At 62.8% G+C, this 15807-nt stretch carries 14 protein-coding genes and 1 riboswitch; of the genes, 7 read left to right on the plus strand and 7 right to left on the minus strand.

The window, feature by feature from the left end; all coding sequences use genetic code 11:
- Window positions 1–213 precede the first annotated feature (213 nt).
- Both QCL65_RS14225 and QCL65_RS14230 read left to right on the plus strand, forming a co-directional pair.
- A complete protein-coding gene (locus QCL65_RS14225) occupies window positions 214–582 on the plus strand; it encodes a response regulator (RefSeq protein ID WP_407309647.1) in 369 nt (122 codons plus the stop codon).
- A 60-nt stretch (window positions 583–642) separates the two neighbouring features.
- Window positions 643–2196: a diguanylate cyclase domain-containing protein gene (locus tag QCL65_RS14230; protein WP_407309649.1), complete on the plus strand. Its 1554-nt coding sequence runs from the start codon at window positions 643–645 to the stop codon at window positions 2194–2196.
- Here QCL65_RS14230 and QCL65_RS14235 read toward each other — a convergent pair.
- Both QCL65_RS14235 and QCL65_RS14240 read right to left on the minus strand, forming a co-directional pair.
- The gene (locus QCL65_RS14235) at window positions 2184–2675 is read right to left on the minus strand and encodes a nucleoside 2-deoxyribosyltransferase (protein ID WP_407309651.1); all 492 of its coding nucleotides are present in this window, start codon (window positions 2673–2675) and stop codon (window positions 2184–2186) included. The two genes, QCL65_RS14230 and QCL65_RS14235, sit on opposite strands and share 13 nt — an antisense overlap.
- Window positions 2676–2722: 47 nt before the next feature.
- On the minus strand, window positions 2723–4000 hold the full coding sequence (locus QCL65_RS14240; RefSeq protein ID WP_407309653.1) for an aromatic amino acid transport family protein: 1278 nt from the start codon (window positions 3998–4000) through the stop codon (window positions 2723–2725).
- A gap of 236 nt (window positions 4001–4236) precedes the next feature.
- Here QCL65_RS14240 and egtB point away from each other — a divergent pair, with 236 nt between their 5' ends.
- Both egtB and QCL65_RS14250 read left to right on the plus strand, forming a co-directional pair.
- Window positions 4237–6387, plus strand: coding sequence for an ergothioneine biosynthesis protein EgtB (gene egtB, locus QCL65_RS14245; RefSeq protein ID WP_407309655.1), 2151 nt, complete (start codon window positions 4237–4239; stop codon window positions 6385–6387).
- Window positions 6388–6518: 131 nt separating this feature from the next.
- Entirely contained in the window at window positions 6519–6755 is a 237-nt protein-coding gene (locus QCL65_RS14250) for a DUF6555 family protein (protein WP_407309657.1), read from the plus strand.
- A 41-nt stretch (window positions 6756–6796) separates the two neighbouring features.
- On the opposite strand, the gene QCL65_RS14255 is transcribed toward QCL65_RS14250, so the two are convergent.
- The 4 genes from QCL65_RS14255 to cobW are packed head-to-tail and all read right to left on the minus strand — an operon-like array spanning window position 6797 to window position 13290.
- A complete protein-coding gene (locus tag QCL65_RS14255; protein ID WP_407316858.1) occupies window positions 6797–7438 on the minus strand; it encodes a vWA domain-containing protein in 642 nt (213 codons plus the stop codon).
- Between the two features lie 2 nt (window positions 7439–7440).
- Window positions 7441–8451 carry an ATP-binding protein gene (locus QCL65_RS14260; RefSeq protein ID WP_407309659.1) on the minus strand — a complete coding sequence of 337 codons (1011 nt, stop codon included), beginning with the start codon at window positions 8449–8451 and terminating at the stop codon, window positions 7441–7443.
- A 12-nt stretch (window positions 8452–8463) separates the two neighbouring features.
- Window positions 8464–12222 (minus strand): cobaltochelatase subunit CobN, encoded by a 3759-nt coding sequence (gene cobN / locus QCL65_RS14265; RefSeq protein WP_407309661.1) that lies wholly within the window; start codon window positions 12220–12222, stop codon window positions 8464–8466.
- A 3-nt stretch (window positions 12223–12225) separates the two neighbouring features.
- On the minus strand, window positions 12226–13290 hold the full coding sequence (gene cobW / locus QCL65_RS14270; protein ID WP_407309663.1) for a cobalamin biosynthesis protein CobW: 1065 nt from the start codon (window positions 13288–13290) through the stop codon (window positions 12226–12228).
- A 97-nt stretch (window positions 13291–13387) separates the two neighbouring features.
- A riboswitch (cobalamin riboswitch) is annotated at window positions 13388–13596 on the minus strand.
- A 117-nt stretch (window positions 13597–13713) separates the two neighbouring features.
- Here cobW and QCL65_RS14275 point away from each other — a divergent pair.
- From QCL65_RS14275 to QCL65_RS14285, 3 genes are read left to right on the plus strand one after another with little or no spacing between them, the layout of a single operon-like run.
- The gene (locus QCL65_RS14275; protein WP_407309665.1) at window positions 13714–14145 is read left to right on the plus strand and encodes a cobalamin biosynthesis protein; all 432 of its coding nucleotides are present in this window, start codon (window positions 13714–13716) and stop codon (window positions 14143–14145) included.
- Window positions 14146–14163: 18 nt separating this feature from the next.
- Window positions 14164–14913: a precorrin-4 C(11)-methyltransferase gene (gene cobM, locus QCL65_RS14280; RefSeq protein WP_407309667.1), complete on the plus strand. Its 750-nt coding sequence runs from the start codon at window positions 14164–14166 to the stop codon at window positions 14911–14913.
- 12 nt (window positions 14914–14925) lie between these two features.
- Window positions 14926–15114 (plus strand): DUF1272 domain-containing protein, encoded by a 189-nt coding sequence (locus QCL65_RS14285; protein WP_407309669.1) that lies wholly within the window; start codon window positions 14926–14928, stop codon window positions 15112–15114.
- A 52-nt stretch (window positions 15115–15166) separates the two neighbouring features.
- Here QCL65_RS14285 and nfuA read toward each other — a convergent pair whose 3' ends face one another.
- Complete coding sequence (nfuA, locus tag QCL65_RS14290) at window positions 15167–15751, minus strand: Fe-S biogenesis protein NfuA (protein ID WP_407309671.1); 585 nt, start codon at window positions 15749–15751, stop codon at window positions 15167–15169.
- Window positions 15752–15807: the final 56 nt, after the last annotated feature.

Here is a 15807-nt window from a genome sequence, read left to right on the forward strand (position 1 = left end):
ACATCTAGAATTTCCCGGATAAGGCCCTTTTAGGAGGCGTCTCAGCGCAGATCTGCCCGTTTAAGAAAGTCAGTAAACCGCGCTCCATGGGTCTTTTTTGGGCATTTAAGGCCGTCCCTCGGGGATCTGTACGGAACTTCCCATGGCTCGGGGTTTACTCAGTAATAGCCAAGATTCACTCTTTCCTACATTTTCACGCCCTGGGATCAACCGATGGTCGACGTTAAAAGCACTATTCTTGTCGTAGAAGACGACTCCATCGTGCGCATGCTGATAGTTGATGTGCTCGAAGAGCTGGAATTCGAAGTGCTGGAAGCCGAGGACGCAGACAAGGCGCTTGAGATTCTTAAGGATCCTGCACAATCCATCGATTTGATGATGACGGACATGGGCTTGCCTGGCATGAACGGCAAGGATCTGTCGATCGCCGCGCGTGAGTTGCGCTCCGAACTCCCGGTGCTATTTGCCAGTGGTTATGCCGATAACCTCGAGGTTCCCGCCGGGATGTCCAGCATTGGCAAGCCCTTTTCCATCGACCAGCTGCGCGATAAGGTCAAGTCGATGCTGTCGCCTAAAATCTAGGCTGCGAGGGCGCACAGATACCTCTAGACTCTGTGCGACTCCCGCCAAAAAGCCGCACTGATGTCTGAGAACCCGCACTCCCCGAGCCCCTCACGCTTTGCCAGCCGCACCGGCCTGGCCTCCCAGCGTATGGCATACACTTGTATTGCCTTGGTCACGCTGTTGTTGCTGGGGATGGATGGCTGGCAGAGCTGGACGGCGCGCTCACAAGCCTTGAGCGCGGCGCAGGTGGCTACCGTTAACCTGGCGCGATCGCTGGCCCAACACGCGGAAGACGCCTTCGACGAAGCCGACACAGTCTTACGCGACCTCACCGAGCGGGTCGAGACCGACGGCCTCGCCCCGTTATCCGTGGAGCGCCTGCGCCACCTGATGCGTCAGCGTCAAAGCGAGCTAGAGCAGCTCCATGGCTTGTTTGTGTACGATAAGTCAGGCACCTGGCTGGCATCGTCGAACACCGTTGACCCACCCCATGCCAATAATTCGGACCGCGACTACTTTGCCTACCACCGCGACAATACCGACCGCGGCCTGCACATTGGCCCGGTTATCCGCAGCCGTTCCACCGACCAGCTGATTATCCCGCTATCACGACGAATCAATGACGCCGATGGTCAATTTGCCGGGGTTGCGCTGGCGACCTTGAGCGTGGATTACTTCAACCGTTTCTACAGCCAGTTCGAGCTCGATCCTCAAGGGGTCATTGCCCTCACGCTGCGTAACGGTACCTTGCTGACCCGCCGTCCGTTCAGCGAGAACGTCATCGGTAGCAGCCTGGCGCGGGGCGACATCTTCACGCACATGTTGCCCTTCTCCAGCAACGGCACCCTGTTTTCCCGGGCCCAGGTGGATGGCGTCGAACGGATCTATAGCTACCGGGCGGTCAGCAAATACCCCCTGGTGGTCACCAATGCCCAGTCCAAGCAGGCGGTTTTGGCCACCTGGTACGCCAACCTGATTCGCTCATTGGTGGTCGTCACCGTGGTGTTGGCCACCATGGGACTCTGTGCCAGGGTGCTGGCCCGGCAAATCAGCCACGGCGACAGAGTCGAGGCGCAGCTGCGCAACGCCCATGCGGCACTGCACAAACTGGCCATGCAGGACAGCCTCACCGGGCTGGCTAACCGTCGTCAGTTGGACGCCGCGCTCCCCGACGAAATCGGCCGTGCCCGTCGCGGCGGGCGGCCGTTGGGTTTGATCATGCTGGACATCGATCACTTCAAGCGCTTCAACGATCTCTATGGCCAGGCAGCCGGCGATGCGTGCATCCGCACCGTTGGCCAGGCGGTACTCAGTTGCGTCGGTCGAGCAGGTGATTTAGTCGTGCGCTACGGTGGCGAAGAACTGTTGGTGGTGCTGCCAGAAAGCGACGAGCGCGGCACGCGCCTGGTCGCGGAGAAAATTCTCCACACCGTACGCGGCCTGGCCCTGCACCACGCGGGCAATCACAACGGGATTGTCACCATCAGCGCCGGGATTCACGTTTGGGCAGGTAGCGCCAGCGAACAATTGCCTAACAGCTTGGTTCAGGCGGCGCAACAGGCCCTGGCCAAAGCCAAGAGCAATGGCCGCAACCGGCTTTGGCCGCCTGAGCGCACCGCCTACATCAGTTGACGGGCCAGCTCGGCCAAGGCTTGCTGGGGGCTGGCGCGATATCCGGCCCAAGTGCAGGCCAGCATCAGGTTACGCGGCAGGGCAAAATCTTCTACTTGATAGCCCTGGGCATCGAACCCGTCAGCGTCGTGTGGTACCTGCTCGCGCAGCGTGCCCGCAGGGGTGAAGTAGGCCCACACCGGTTTGCCCAACGCAACCGCCATGCCGACTTCGAATACGGTGCCGGAGTCCGGCTCAAAGCCGCGGAATGTATTTAGATTGGCCAGCACGGCATCACAGCGTTGCAGCATGGCGAGATTCTGTTGGCAGATCCACTGTGCCGCTGCCCTGCCCGACAGATCCGCAGGCACCTGATTGTCCAGCGGGTATTGGCCGATGAGGCCAAGGTCGGCGCACAGTTGCTTCAGGTGTTCGCCCTGGGCCCTGGCATCGGCGCGGAACACGTCGAAGCCGGCAAGGTAAATGTGCCGGGGTTGCATGGCAGCCTCCTGGGAAAACCGGGGCCAGGCCCCGGTTGTGGATGGGTTCAGGGAATCAGCGAATAGACCAGCGCGCTGATCGCCACCAGGCCGACCAGGGTGACGAACAGGTTAGACAGCTGCCCTGAGTATTGGCGCATCGCCGGCACTCGGCGGATGGCGTACATTGGCATAAGAAACAGTAAAGCCGCGATGACTGGGCCGCCCAGGGTCTCGATCATCTTGAGAATGCTGGGGTTCAGCGTCGCCACCAACCAGCACACCACCAACATAAAGCCGGCCGTGACCCGGTCCAGGGTCTTCGCCGCCGGGCGCCGGCCGCTGCGCGCCACCAGGCCTTTGAAGCCTTCACTGGCACCGATGTAATGGCCGAGGAAAGATTTGGCGATGGCCACGAACGCAATCAAGGGCGCGGCGAACGCGATGATCGGGTTGTTGAAGTGATTGGCCAGGTAGGACAACACAGACAGGTTCTGTGCCTTGGCCTCGGCCAGTTGCGCGGGCGATAGCGTTAGTACGCAGCTGAACACGAAAAACAGCACCATGACCACCATCAGGCCGTGGGCACGCTGCAAGATTTGCCCGCTGCGCACCTCTGCCTGGCGCCCGTACCGGCGCTTCTGGTCCACGGCGAATGCCGAGATGATGGGCGAATGGTTAAACGAAAACACCATCACCGGAATGGCCAGCCATAACGTACGCAGCAGCGTCGCCGGCTCAGGCACGCGCGTGGCGGTGGCCAGAATGCCACCGTTCCAGTGCGGTACCAGAAACACGGCGAGCAACAACAATGCGGCAATGAAAGGGTAAACCATCCAGCTCATAGCCTTGACGATCATCGCCTCGCCGCAGCGCACCACACCCAACAAGCCGACAATCAACAGCAGTGCCAGCAGGGCCCGAGGCGGGGGTTGAACATGCAGCTGGTACTGCATAAAGCTGCCCACGGTATTGGTTAGCGCAACGCTGTAGATGAGCAGGATGGGGAATATCGCAAAGAAATACAGCAAGGTGATAAGAGCGCCCGCTTTGACGCCAAAATGCTCCTCCACCACCTCAGTGATGTCAGCGCCGTCACGCCCGGATAAAACAAACCGGGTCAAGCCGCGGTGGGCATAAAACGTCATGGGGAACGCCAGCAGCGCCAGCAGCAACAACGGCCAGAAGCCGCCCAAGCCGGCGTTGATCGGCAAGAACAGGGTCCCGGCACCAATGGCGGTGCCGAACAGGCCGAGCATCCAGGTGGTGTCTTGCCGCCCCCAGGCTGGCAGGTGGGTGGGTGCGGCGCTGTAAGCTGGGTCTAGGCTGTTAGCCTGATCGTTCATCCGTTGGGTCTCCGCTGACCGGCCATAAAAAAAGCCGCGATTGTCCGCTGAAATGAGCGGGCAAACAACCGTATGGGGAGAGATCGGGGGCGAAGATTAAAAGATCGGGGGCACAGCGGAGCGCCGCCCGGCCCCCTCCTACAATAAATTCCGAACTTTGCTGGGCTTTACTCACTCACAAATTCTGCACCCTCTTACATGCATCCTATCGTCGCCATCGACGGAGCCGTCTCATGATGAACCGCACATTAAGCCAAGCGTTGCCCAGTGACATCGCTACCGATGAATCACTCGCGCAACGCTACTTGCACGTGCGTCAGCACAGTGAGGCGCTGGCGGCGCCTTTGTCGCCCGAAGATATGGTGGTGCAGTCAATGCCCGACGCCAGCCCGGCCAAGTGGCACCTGGCGCACACCAGTTGGTTCTTCGAGACCTTCCTGCTCAAGCAACACCTGCCCGGCTATAGCGAGTTCCATGCCGACTTCAGCTATTTGTTCAATTCCTACTACGAAGCCGTGGGCCCCCGCCAGCCGCGGCCGCAGCGGGGGTTGATGACCCGTCCGGCGCTCGACCAGGTGTATGCGTATCGGCATCATGTTGACCAGCACATGCAACGCTTGCTCGACCAGCCACTAGCGGACGACGCCCAGGCCCTGATTGAGCTGGGCCTGGCCCACGAGCAGCAGCATCAAGAATTGCTGCTCATGGATATCCTGCACCTGTTTAGCGTGTCGATGCTCAAACCCAGCTATTCGGCGCATTGGCCGCGCGATGTCGCCGGGCGTCGCGGGCGCTATATAAGCATCGAAGGCGGGCTGGTGGAGATCGGCCATGCGGGGAATGGTTTTGCTTTCGACAACGAAGGCCCACGCCACCAAACCTTTTTGCAGCCGTTTCAGATCAGCGACCGCCTGGTGACCAATGGCCAGTGGTTGGCGTTCATCGATGACGGCGGCTACCGTCAAGCCGGGTTATGGTTGTCAGAAGGCTGGGCCACCGTGCAGGCCCAGCAGTGGGACGCTCCGTTGTATTGGCAACAGGGCACTGCCGGCTGGCAAGAGCTGACTCTGCGCGGCCTGCACCCTCTAGACCCGAATGCGCCGGTCACCCACATTAGTTATTTCGAAGCCTGTGCATTCGCCCAATGGGCTGGCGCACGTCTGCCCACCGAAGCCGAATGGGAGGTGGCGGCTGGCACGGGTCAGTTGCAACAGGTCGACGACGTCGCCTGGCAGTGGACGGCCAGCGCTTACAGTGCTTACCCGGGATTTCGCGCCGCGCCCAGTGCGGTAGGCGAATACAACGGCAAGTTTATGGTCAACCAGATGGTACTGCGTGGCGGCGCCAGCGTGACACCTCGCGGGCACAGCCGCAGCACCTACCGCAACTTCTTCCCTACGGGCTGCCGCTGGATGTTCTCGGGGCTGCGCCTGGCCCGGGATGTTCCGCCAACACCGGCGCGCGATGAGGCTAGCGAAGCCTTTGCCCGCGATGTTGTACAGGGCTTGGCCAGCCAGCCCAAGAGCCTGTCGCCGAAGTATTTCTATGACAGCCTGGGCTCACAGCTATTCGAGGACATCTGCGCGGTACCCGAGTACTACCCTACCCGTGCCGAAACCGCCCTGCTCACCCAGGTCGCTGGCGAAATCGCCGCGCTGATCCCAGAGGGCGCCGCCCTGGTAGAGTTTGGCAGCGGCGCCAGCGACAAGGTCGCCCTGCTGCTCGACGCTGCCCCGCACGTGCACATGTATGTGCCTATCGATATCTGCCGTGACTCTCTGGATAAAGCCGCCCAGGCCCTGCGCACGCGCTACCCGGGGCTGCGCATCGAGCCCCAGGTGGACGATTTCACTCAGGTCATGCAGTTACCCAGCGCCAGCCGCGAGCTGGCAAAAGTCGGCTTTTTCCCTGGCTCCACCTTGGGCAACTTCCTTCCCGACCAGGCCGTGGAGTTCTTACGTGCGGCACGGCAGCTGCTAGGCCGTCACTCCAGCTTTGTCATCGGTGTCGACATGGTCAAGGATGCCGCCACGCTGGAGGCTGCCTATGACGACGCACAGCAGGTCACGGCGCGCTTCAACAAGAACTTGTTAACCCGCATAAATCGCGAGCTTGGGGGCGATTTCGACGTGCACGGCTTCGATCATCTGGCGCTATGGAACGCGGAATTGGCGCGCATTGAAATGCACCTGGTGAGCCGCCGGGCGCAGTCGGTCAATGTGGCTGGCCGACACTTCGAGTTCGCCGCCGGCGAGCGGCTGCATACTGAGAACTCGCACAAGTTTACCGTGCAGTCCCTGACGCATTTAGCTGCCCAGGCGGGTTGGCGGGTGGGCCGGCGCTGGTTGAGCGAGGCACCGCAGGTCGGCTTGTTTCACCTGTATTAATGCCTGGGTGACGCAGATCAATGGCAATTTGCCTAGGCCACAGATACTCGTACAGCCCATTGGGTATATCCGAGTGAATTATTCCGGCGAGGGATACTCCGTTAAAGACTACAGGGAGAAAAACTACACCCATGAGCGCTAAATTATTCGTTATCGACTATACCCTGCACGGGGAGCCCAAATCTTTTGTCATCCGCGCCGATAAGATGGACAACGGCGAAGCGTGGCATTGGGCAAGTTGCGATGCAGGCGTGGGCAGGATCGGCAAGTTCGGCCGCGACCAAGTCAAAAAAACCACCCAACCCATGGCGGAGAAATTCGGCATCGAAGCAGTTCGGTGGCGTCAATCTTCCCCCGTCACTGCTTGAACACGCGGGGCCCATGCGCCCCGCCCATTGACCCAAGCCTATTAGCAAAGCCCGTCGACATGACGATACTGCGCGCCCAAACCCTGGGCGATCAGCCGCGCCTTGCCCAGGCGAATCGCACCTCGCTCGATGTCCAGCAGCAGCGTATCGCACCCTAAAGGTTGCATCGCTGGCAGTTGTTTAACGCGGCCATCGGTCAATATAAGGCAGCGCTGACACTCTTCGGGATAAGCCTTGCGACGCCGCTGCAGCCAGTCGTGGGCCTGAACCAGCGCCTCGGCCAAGGGTGTGCCACCGCCACCGCCGAGGGCTTTCAACCAGGGTTGTAACGCCATCGACGCCTTCAGGCCATGACGCTGCCAACTGGGCTGGCGGCCGCTGGCCGTGAGTAGGGTCAGGCGGGCGCGTTGCTGATAAGCATCGTCGAAGAATTGCTCCAGCACGCCTTTTGCGGCTGCCAGCGCGCCATGGCGCAGGGTAGACGCCGATGCATCGACGATGACCAGCCAGCTCTCGTGGGCGCTTGCGCGGCGTTGCTGCCAACGCAGGTCAGCAAGCTGCCGCGGGCGCCCGGCCAAGAGGGTCGCCAACCAGTCGATACGCCCTTGCTCCGCCGCCCTGGCCTGGCCTTGACGCCCCCGGCCAGCCCCTGCATCCGCCCGTGGCGCAACCGATGGGCGAATGCTCAGGACTTTTTTGGCGGCCAGGCCGGGATCTCGCGGCGGGCGTCCGCCGCCACCGGTTTAGCCGGCAACTGCCCCCAGTCACCTGCGCCACCCTGTGCATCGTCGGTACCAGAAGGCTTGGAGGGCGCTGGCGCTGCGGGTGGCTGCGCGGCGGGCGGAGTATCGCGGCGGCGATGGCGCAAGGCGAGTTCGGCCACCGCTTCGATGTCTTGCTCGCCAATGTTGTCGGCAGCGCGCCAGGCCGCATGGGCTCGCGCTGCGCGCAGCCAGACCAGGTCGGCGCGCAAACCGTCGACGCCAGCGGCAAAACAGCGTTCGGTGATTGCCGCCAATGCACCTTCGTCCAACGGTACACGGGTCAAGTGCTCACGCGCCTGGGCGCAACGCTCGCGCAGCGTCTGTTGAGCGCCCGCCCATTGCCCGCAGAAAGTGTGCGGGTCGCTATCGAACGCTAGGCGCCGACGGATGATCTCCGCCCGTTCGCTGGGCAACGGCTGACCACTGAGGGCCACGTTGAGCCCAAAACGGTCGAGCAACTGTGGCCGTAGCTCGCCCTCCTCCGGGTTCATGGTGCCGATCAACACGAACCGCGCTGAGTGCTGGTGGGAAATACCGTCGCGCTCCACGCGGTTGACGCCGCTGGCGGCAACGTCCAGAAGCAGGTCGACCAGATGGTCGGCGAGCAGGTTGACCTCATCGACATACAGCACGCCACCGTCGGCCTTGGCCAGCACACCAGGAGAGAACTGGGCACGGCCCTGGCCCAGCGCCGCCTCCAGGTCCAGAGTGCCGACCAGGCGCTCCTCGGTCGCGCCCAGCGGCAGCGTGACGAATGCGCCCGTGCCGAGCATGTCCGCCAGGCCATGGGCCATGGTGCTTTTGGCCATGCCACGGGGTCCTTCGATCAATACCCCGCCAATGCGTGGGTCGATAGCGTTCAGGCACAGGGCAAGCTTCAGCTCATCGGCGCCAACCACTGCGGCCAGGGGAAACTGTGGGGTATCGCTCATGTTCGGCTCTCGTCAGGCATCTTCTTCGCTGTCCAGCAAAAGGTCTTCGAGGGCCTGTTGATAGGCCCCCGGCTCGGCCCAGAGGCCGCGCTGTTGGGCTTCAAGCAAACGTTCGGTGATATCGCGCAAGGCATCCGGGTTGTGTTGTTGCAGGAACGCTCGGGTGTCGGCGTCCAGCACATAGGCGTCGGCCAGCAACGCGTACTGGTGGTCATCGATCAGATGGGTCGTGGCGTCGAAGGCGAACAGGTTATCGACCGTGGCGGCCATTTCGAACGCGCCTTTGTAACCGTGACGCTTGACCCCATCGATCCACTTGGGGTTTGCCGCACGGGCGCGCACCACGCGGTTGAGCTCTTCCTTCAAAGTGCGCACTCGCGGCACATCGGGCTGGCTATGGTCGCCGTGGTAACTGGCGGCGGGCGCACCGCCCAGGGTTTCCACCGCCGCGAGCATACCGCCCTGGAACTGGTAGTAATCGTTGGAATCGAGCAGATCGTGTTCGCGGTTGTCTTGGTTTTGCACCACCGCCTGCATCTGCCCCAGCCGCTGACTAAACCGCGAGCGTGCCGGCGTGCCTTCATCCTGGGCGCCATAAGCGTAGCTGCCCCAGTTGAGGTAGACCTCGGCCAAGTCTTCGCGGCTTTGCCACAGACGGCCGTCGATGGCCCCCTGTACCCCGGCGCCATAGGCGCCCGGCTTGGCCCCAAAGACCCGCCAACCGGCCTGGCGCGCGGCTTCTTCGGCACTGGCACCGGCCGCGCTGAGTTCCGCGCGCTCGGCACGTACCTTGGCCGCTAAGGGGTTCATGTCGTCGGGCTCGTCGAGCCCGGCCACGGCCTGCACGGCGGCGTCGAACAGGCGCATCAGGTTACCGAAGGCGTCGCGGAAGAAACCCGAGACCCGCAGGGTGACATCCACCCGTGGTCGGTCGAGTAGGCTCAAGGGCAGTATTTCAAAATCGTCGACGCGCTGGCTGCCGGTGGCCCACACTGGCCGCACCCCCATCAGCGCCATGGCCTGGGCGATATCGTCACCGCCCGTACGCATGGTGGCCGTGCCCCACACCGACAGGCCAAGCTGGCGCAAATGGTCGCCGTGGTCTTGCAGGTGGCGCTCGAGGATCAGGTTGGCCGAGGCAAAACCAATACGCCAGGCCGTGGTGGTGGGCAGGTTACGCACGTCCACCGAGAAAAAATTGCGCCCGGTGGGCAGCACGTCCAGGCGGCCACGGCTGGGCGCCCCGCTTGGCCCAGCCGGGACAAAGCGACCACCCAGGGCCGCCAGCAGGCCTTGGATCTCCGCCGGGCCGCAGGCGTCCAGGCGCGGCGCGACGACATCGCGTAATTGTTCAGCCATGGCGTGTAACGGCGCCCAGGGTTCATCGGCGGGCATGCACAAAGTGCCGCTCAGCGCTTGCTCGATCCATTGGCTGGCGAACCCTTCAAGGCGCTCGCGGGCATCCCCGGCCGTGCGCCAGGGCGCTTCGCTGAGCCCCAGCAGCGCCGCTGGCCGGGGCCCGGCCCAGGGTTCACCGAGGTTACAGTCCAGTGGGTCGAAACCCAACTGGAACGCCGAACTCAGGGCTCGCAACAAACTGCCCTGGGCGCCCCGGCCATCGCCCCGGGGGATGCGCAGCAAGGCCAGCAGCGTATCGATGCGCAGGCGCCCCTGGGGAGATTCGCCAAACACATGCAGGCCGTCACGGATCTGTGACTCTTTCAGGTCACACAGGTAGGTATCCAGGCGCGGCAACCAGACAGCAGCATCGGGGTCGCCATCGAGCTTGAGTTCCTGGTCGATACGGGTGCTACGCACCAGTTTGAAGATGTCGTTTTCCAGCTCGCGGGCACGCCGCGGGTCAAGCAACTGCGCCTCGTAGTACTCGTCGGCGAGCAGCTCCAAGTCACGCAGCGGGCCATAGGTTTCGGCGCGGGTCAGGGGCGGCATCAAGTGGTCGATGATCACCGCCTGGGTTCGGCGCTTGGCCTGGGCGCCCTCCCCGGGGTCGTTGACGATAAACGGGTAAATATTCGGCATGGGCCCTAACAGGGCGTCGGGCCAGCAGGTGTCGGCCAGGCCGACGCCTTTGCCCGGTAGCCACTCCAGGTTGCCGTGCTTGCCCACGTGCACCAGGGCGTCGGCGCCATAGGCGTGGCGCAGCCAGAAATAGAAGGCCAGGTAACCGTGGGGCGGCACCAGGTCGGGGTCGTGGTAGACCGCGCTGACATCCAGCTGATAGCCCCGTGCCGGCTGGATACCCACGAAGGTCAGGCCAAAACGCAGGCCGGCGACCATCATCCGCCCGTCTCGGCACATCGGGTCTTGTTGCGGCTCGCCCCAGCGCTCGCGCACGGCGTGTTGATTGGCTTCAGGCAGCTGGGCAAAGGCGTCGAGGTAAGCGTCCATGGCCATGCTCTGGGCGCAAGGGCGTTGATCGAGGCGTTCCAGGTCGTTGGTCACGCCGCCCAACAGTTGTTGGATCAGGGCCGTGCCCGTGTCCGGCAGATCGGCCACCGGGTAGCCTTCGGCCTGCATGGCGGTGAGGATATTCAGCGCCGCCGCCGGAGTATCCAGGCCCACGCCGTTGCCGATTCGACCGTCGCGGGTCGGGTAATTGGCCAGCACCAGGGCCACCCGCTTATCGGCGGCCGGGCGCCGGGCCAAGGCGCTCCAGCGCCGGGCTAACTGGGCGACAAAGTCCATACGTTCGGGATGCGCGCGGTAGCAGACGACGTCTGACTGGCTGCGCTCGCTGCGCCAGGCCAAGTCTTTGAAGCTGATGGCGCGGCTGATAATGCGCCCGTCCAGTTCCGGCAGAGCGATGTGCATGGCCAGGTCGCGCGCGCCCAGCCCCTGGGCACTGTCGCGCCAACCGTCGAGGTTGTCCTGGGCACAGATCGCCTGGATCACCGGAATGTCCCGGCGAAAGGGCCTTACATGGGGCGCTTCAGGGCTGGATTGGGCAAAGCCGGTGGTGTTTAGAATAACCGCCGCGTCGACTTCATCCAGCCAGTCTTGGACTTGGGCCAAGCAGGCGGGGTCTTTCAGGCTGGCGACGGCGATCGGCAGCGGGTTCAAGCCAGCACTGAGCAGGCGCTGGCAGAAGATATCAATAAAGCCGGTGTTGGCCGCCTGCAAGTGCGAGCGATAGAACAACACCGGCGCCACCGCCTGCTCAGCCACCCAATCGGCGCGCCAGTGGTCCAGGTTCGGCTGGTCGTGCTGCGGATGATAGATGGCCGTGCGCGGCAGGCTCTGGGGTTCAATCCAGGGGTAATCGCGGCCCAGCCAGGTGCTAGCCAGGCAATGCAGCAGCGAACGCGCATTGCCCATCCCGCCCTGGCGCAAAAAATGCCAAAGGCGCTCGACCGCCTCGGGCTGTTCGGTACTCAGACCACTGAGCTCGGGGTCGGCGCGGTCGTCACCCGGCACCATGATCAGGCGCACGCCCCGCTCGGCCAGCTCGACCAAGCGTTCGACACCGTAGCGCCAGTAACCGATACCACCGTGTAGAGAAATCAGAATGACCTTAGCGTGGCGCAGCACCTCGTCGACGTACAGGTCGACTGAGGCGTGATTCTGCACCTGCATTGGGTTGGCCAGGCGCAGGCTGGGGAAGTCCGCTGGCAGGTGCTGAGCCGCCTCGGCCAGCAGCGCCAGATGCGAATCGCCGCTGCACAGGATCACCAGCTCGGCCGGTGTCTGGCCCAGGTCGGCGATGCTGTCGTCGGGGACAAAACCGCCGGGCTGGGTACGCAGCAGGTGCATGGGTCAGGCCGCCAGGGCTTGGCGCAGTTGCGCTTCGAGCAACTGGGCGTCGAGGCCCTGGCCGATCAGTACCAGGCGAGTGCTGCGCGGCTCGTCGGTGCTCCAGGCGCGGTCGAAGTGTTTGTCAAACCGCGTCCCCACCCCCTGGATAAGCAAACGCATAGGTTTGCCAGGAATCGCGGCGAACCCTTTAACCCGCAAAATGCCGTGGCGCACCACCAATTGCGTCAGCGCATCGAGCAGCAGCCGTTCTTCGGCCGCCGGCAGTTCCAGGGAGATGGAGTCGAAGGCATCGTGGTCGTGGTCGTCATGCTCGTCACCTTCGTGGTGATCATGGTGGGTCTTGCGCCCATCGATATGTTGCTCCGACTCAGCGCCAAGGCCCAGTAGCACCTCCAGCGGCAGACGGGCACTGCTGGCCTCGACCACTTTGACCGCCGGCGGCAGCTCTTCGGCCACCTGCGCGCGCACACCGGCCAGGGCTTCTGGGGCCAGTAGGTCGGCTTTATTGAGAATCACCAGGTCGGCACTGGCCAACTGGTCGGCGAACAGCTCGTGCAGCGGCGATTCGTGGTCAAGGTTGGGGTCGAGCTTGCGCTGGGCGTCCACCTGATCGGGGTAGGCGGCAAACGTGCCGGCCGCCACTGCTGGGCTGTCGACCACGGTGATCACCGCGTCCACCGTGCAGGCGTTGCGAATTTCCGGCCATTGGAACGCTTGCACAAGCGGCTTGGGCAGTGCCAGGCCACTGGTTTCGATGAGGATATGATCGAGGTCGCCACGGCGGGCAACCAGCTCGCGCATCACCGGGAAAAACTCTTCCTGAACGGTGCAGCAGAGGCAACCGTTGGCCAGTTCATACACACGGCCCTGGGCCTCTTCTTCGCTGCAGCCGATGCTGCACTGCTTGAGAATCTCCCCGTCGATACCCAGCTCGCCGAACTCATTGACGATAACGGCGATACGGCGGCCCTGGGCGTTGTCGAGCATGTGCCGCAGCAAGGTGGTTTTGCCCGAACCGAGAAAGCCGGTAACGATGGTGACGGGAAGTTTGGCCAATGTTTTCATCGGGTGCCCTTGGCAAAGTGGCGGGCATGCGCGACGAAAACCGCAGGCGCCAGGCCCACGGTAGAATTCGCCACCGGATCACCCCGCCCGGTTGAATATGAGGAAGCACGTTCGAGGCAGGTCTCCTGGCTCGCGGTAGCGCCCTGCAAACGCTGCAGAACCTGATGCCAGGCACCTTCCCGCGTCGATTCGCAGTGGTCTCGCCTAGCCCTTCACCGCTTACAGTTGCGGGGGCAGCCGCGGCATCTACCGCGTTCCCATCTTAGCCCAGGCGTGTGCCTCGGAACCTCGAACCTGCAAGGCTACGCAGTGGGCCGGGCCAGGTCAATCGTGCCGCTGCAATTGACCCACCGCCCTGCGCCGTGGTCTGCTGCGGCCCAACGTTTGGGTGCCCGTTACCCTTAAATAGCCGAGGACACATCCATGCCCACCAGCGTTACTGGCCAGACCGCACTGGCTGCCGGTTTTGGTTGCGGGCACGGCTGCCCATGGCAGCAGTTGCGCGAACTGTTACTGCGCAGCCTGGCCGAAAACGGCCTGCAGCTGGATCAGTTGCAGGCCATCGCCAGTGTCGAGTACAAGCGCAAGGAAGCCGGCTTGCACCGCCTGGCGGAGGCCTTGGGTGTGGGGTTGTATTTTTTCGATGCGCCGCACTTAAGTGGTTACACAGCGCAACTGACCCACGTATCCGCCTTGGCACAGGCCATTACCGGCTCTGCCGGGGTCGCTGAAAGTAGTGCCCTGGCTCTGGCCGAACAGTTGGGCTCGGCACCCGCGCAGTTGATCGTACCGCGGCGCGCCATCGCACGCGCAACGGTGGCGATTGCGCGCGTGACGGTTAAACTGCCCCGCTGACTCTTTCCAGGATTCCTCATGACCGTCTATTTCATCGGTGCCGGCCCCGGCGACCCTGACCTGATCACCGTCAAAGGCCAGCGCCTGATTCGCCAATGCCCGGTGATTATTTACGCCGGCTCCCTGGTACCGCCTGCGATTCTTCAAGGGCACCAGGCCGAGTCGGTGATCAACAGCGCCGAACTGCACCTGCAACAGATCATCACACTAATGGCCAGCGCCCATGCCAAAGGCCAAGACGTTGCCCGCGTGCATTCTGGTGATCCATCTTTGTACGGCGCCATTGGCGAGCAAATCCGCCACCTGCGCGAGCTGGGTATTCCCTTCGAGATCATTCCCGGTGTGACCGCCACGGCCGCCTGCGCGGCGTTGCTGGGGGCCGAGCTGACCCTGCCGGAAATATCGCAAACGCTGATCCTGACCCGCTATGCCGACAAGTCGCCAATGCCGCTGGGGGAAGACCTGGCCAGCCTGGCCAGCCATCGGGCGACGCTGGCCATTCACCTGGGCGTGCAGCACCTGGCCAAGATCGTCACACAATTGACCCCGCACTACGGCGCCGACTGCCCGATCGCGGTAGTACACCGGGCCAGCTGGCCGGATCAGGACTGGGTAACTGGGGCGTTGTGCGATATCGTGGAAAAGGTCGAGGCCAAGGGGTTTCGCCGCACGGCGTTGATCCTGGTAGGCCGGGTGTTGGGCAATGACCAATTTGCCGAATCGGCGCTGTACCGCGCCGGGCATGCCCATTTATATCGCTCTGAATAAAAGGATATCGAGATGCTGGAACTGCGCCCTACCTGTGAACGCTGCAGCGAGGCTTTACCTGCTGACAGTGAGCGAGCGTTTATCTGTTCTTACGAGTGCACGTTCTGTGCGACCTGCACCAGCGAGACCTTGCAGGGCAAATGCCCGAATTGCAGCGGGGAGTTGTTGCGCCGGCCTCGGCGTTTGCCCAAGGCGTCTTGATAGCACTGAAACTAAGAAGGGGCCTGACAGCGCGCTGCCCGGCCCCACGCCTTCAGTAGTAAGCGTTTTCTTTCTGTGTATGGTCGGTAACGTCGCGCACGCCCTTGAGCTCGGGAATTCGTTCCAACAGGGTGCGCTCGATGCCCTCGCGCAGTGTCACGTCAGCCTGACCGCAACCCTGGCAGCCGCCACCGAATTGCAACACGGCGATGCCGTCGTCCACCACATCGATCAAACTGACCTGGCCGCCATGGCTGGCCAAACCTGGGTTGATTTCGGTTTGCAGGTAATAATTGATGCGTTCGTTGACCGGGCTATCGGCATTGACCATCGGCACCTTGGCGTTAGGCGCTTTGATGGTCAACTGGCCGCCCATGCGGTCGGTGGCGTAGTCGACCACGGCGTCGTCGAGGAAGGCCTCACTGACCGAGTCGATCCAGGCGGTAAAGCTCTTGAGCCCTAGCGCGGTGTCTTCAGGTTTTTCTTCACCCGGTTTGCAATAGGCAATGCACGTCTCGGCGTACTGGGTACCTGGCTGGGTGATGAATACGCGGATGCCGATACCGGGGGTGTTCTGCTTACTCAGCAGATCGGCCAGGTAATCGTGGGCGGCGTCGGTAATGGTTATGGCGCTCATTTTGGTTCCTCACAGACTTGTCGGCAGTTTACGCCAAAGCGGGCCGCCTGACAAAG

The organism is Pseudomonas sp. nanlin1 (assembly GCF_045571515.1).
In the GTDB taxonomy this organism is placed as follows: domain Bacteria; phylum Pseudomonadota; class Gammaproteobacteria; order Pseudomonadales; family Pseudomonadaceae; genus Aquipseudomonas.

Coding starts and splice junctions, on each gene's coding strand:
- QCL65_RS14225 (WP_407309647.1), top strand. CDS start 214: ATGGTCGACGTTAAAAGCACTATTCTTGTCGTAGAAGACGACTCCATC.
- QCL65_RS14230 (WP_407309649.1), top strand. CDS start 643: ATGTCTGAGAACCCGCACTCCCCGAGCCCCTCACGCTTTGCCAGCCGC.
- QCL65_RS14235 (WP_407309651.1), bottom strand. CDS start 2,675: ATGCAACCCCGGCACATTTACCTTGCCGGCTTCGACGTGTTCCGCGCC.
- QCL65_RS14240 (WP_407309653.1), bottom strand. CDS start 4,000: ATGAACGATCAGGCTAACAGCCTAGACCCAGCTTACAGCGCCGCACCC.
- egtB (WP_407309655.1), top strand. CDS start 4,237: ATGAACCGCACATTAAGCCAAGCGTTGCCCAGTGACATCGCTACCGAT.
- QCL65_RS14250 (WP_407309657.1), top strand. CDS start 6,519: ATGAGCGCTAAATTATTCGTTATCGACTATACCCTGCACGGGGAGCCC.
- QCL65_RS14260 (WP_407309659.1), bottom strand. CDS start 8,451: ATGAGCGATACCCCACAGTTTCCCCTGGCCGCAGTGGTTGGCGCCGAT.
- cobN (WP_407309661.1), bottom strand. CDS start 12,222: ATGCACCTGCTGCGTACCCAGCCCGGCGGTTTTGTCCCCGACGACAGC.
- cobW (WP_407309663.1), bottom strand. CDS start 13,290: ATGAAAACATTGGCCAAACTTCCCGTCACCATCGTTACCGGCTTTCTC.
- QCL65_RS14275 (WP_407309665.1), top strand. CDS start 13,714: ATGCCCACCAGCGTTACTGGCCAGACCGCACTGGCTGCCGGTTTTGGT.
- cobM (WP_407309667.1), top strand. CDS start 14,164: ATGACCGTCTATTTCATCGGTGCCGGCCCCGGCGACCCTGACCTGATC.
- QCL65_RS14285 (WP_407309669.1), top strand. CDS start 14,926: ATGCTGGAACTGCGCCCTACCTGTGAACGCTGCAGCGAGGCTTTACCT.
- nfuA (WP_407309671.1), bottom strand. CDS start 15,751: ATGAGCGCCATAACCATTACCGACGCCGCCCACGATTACCTGGCCGAT.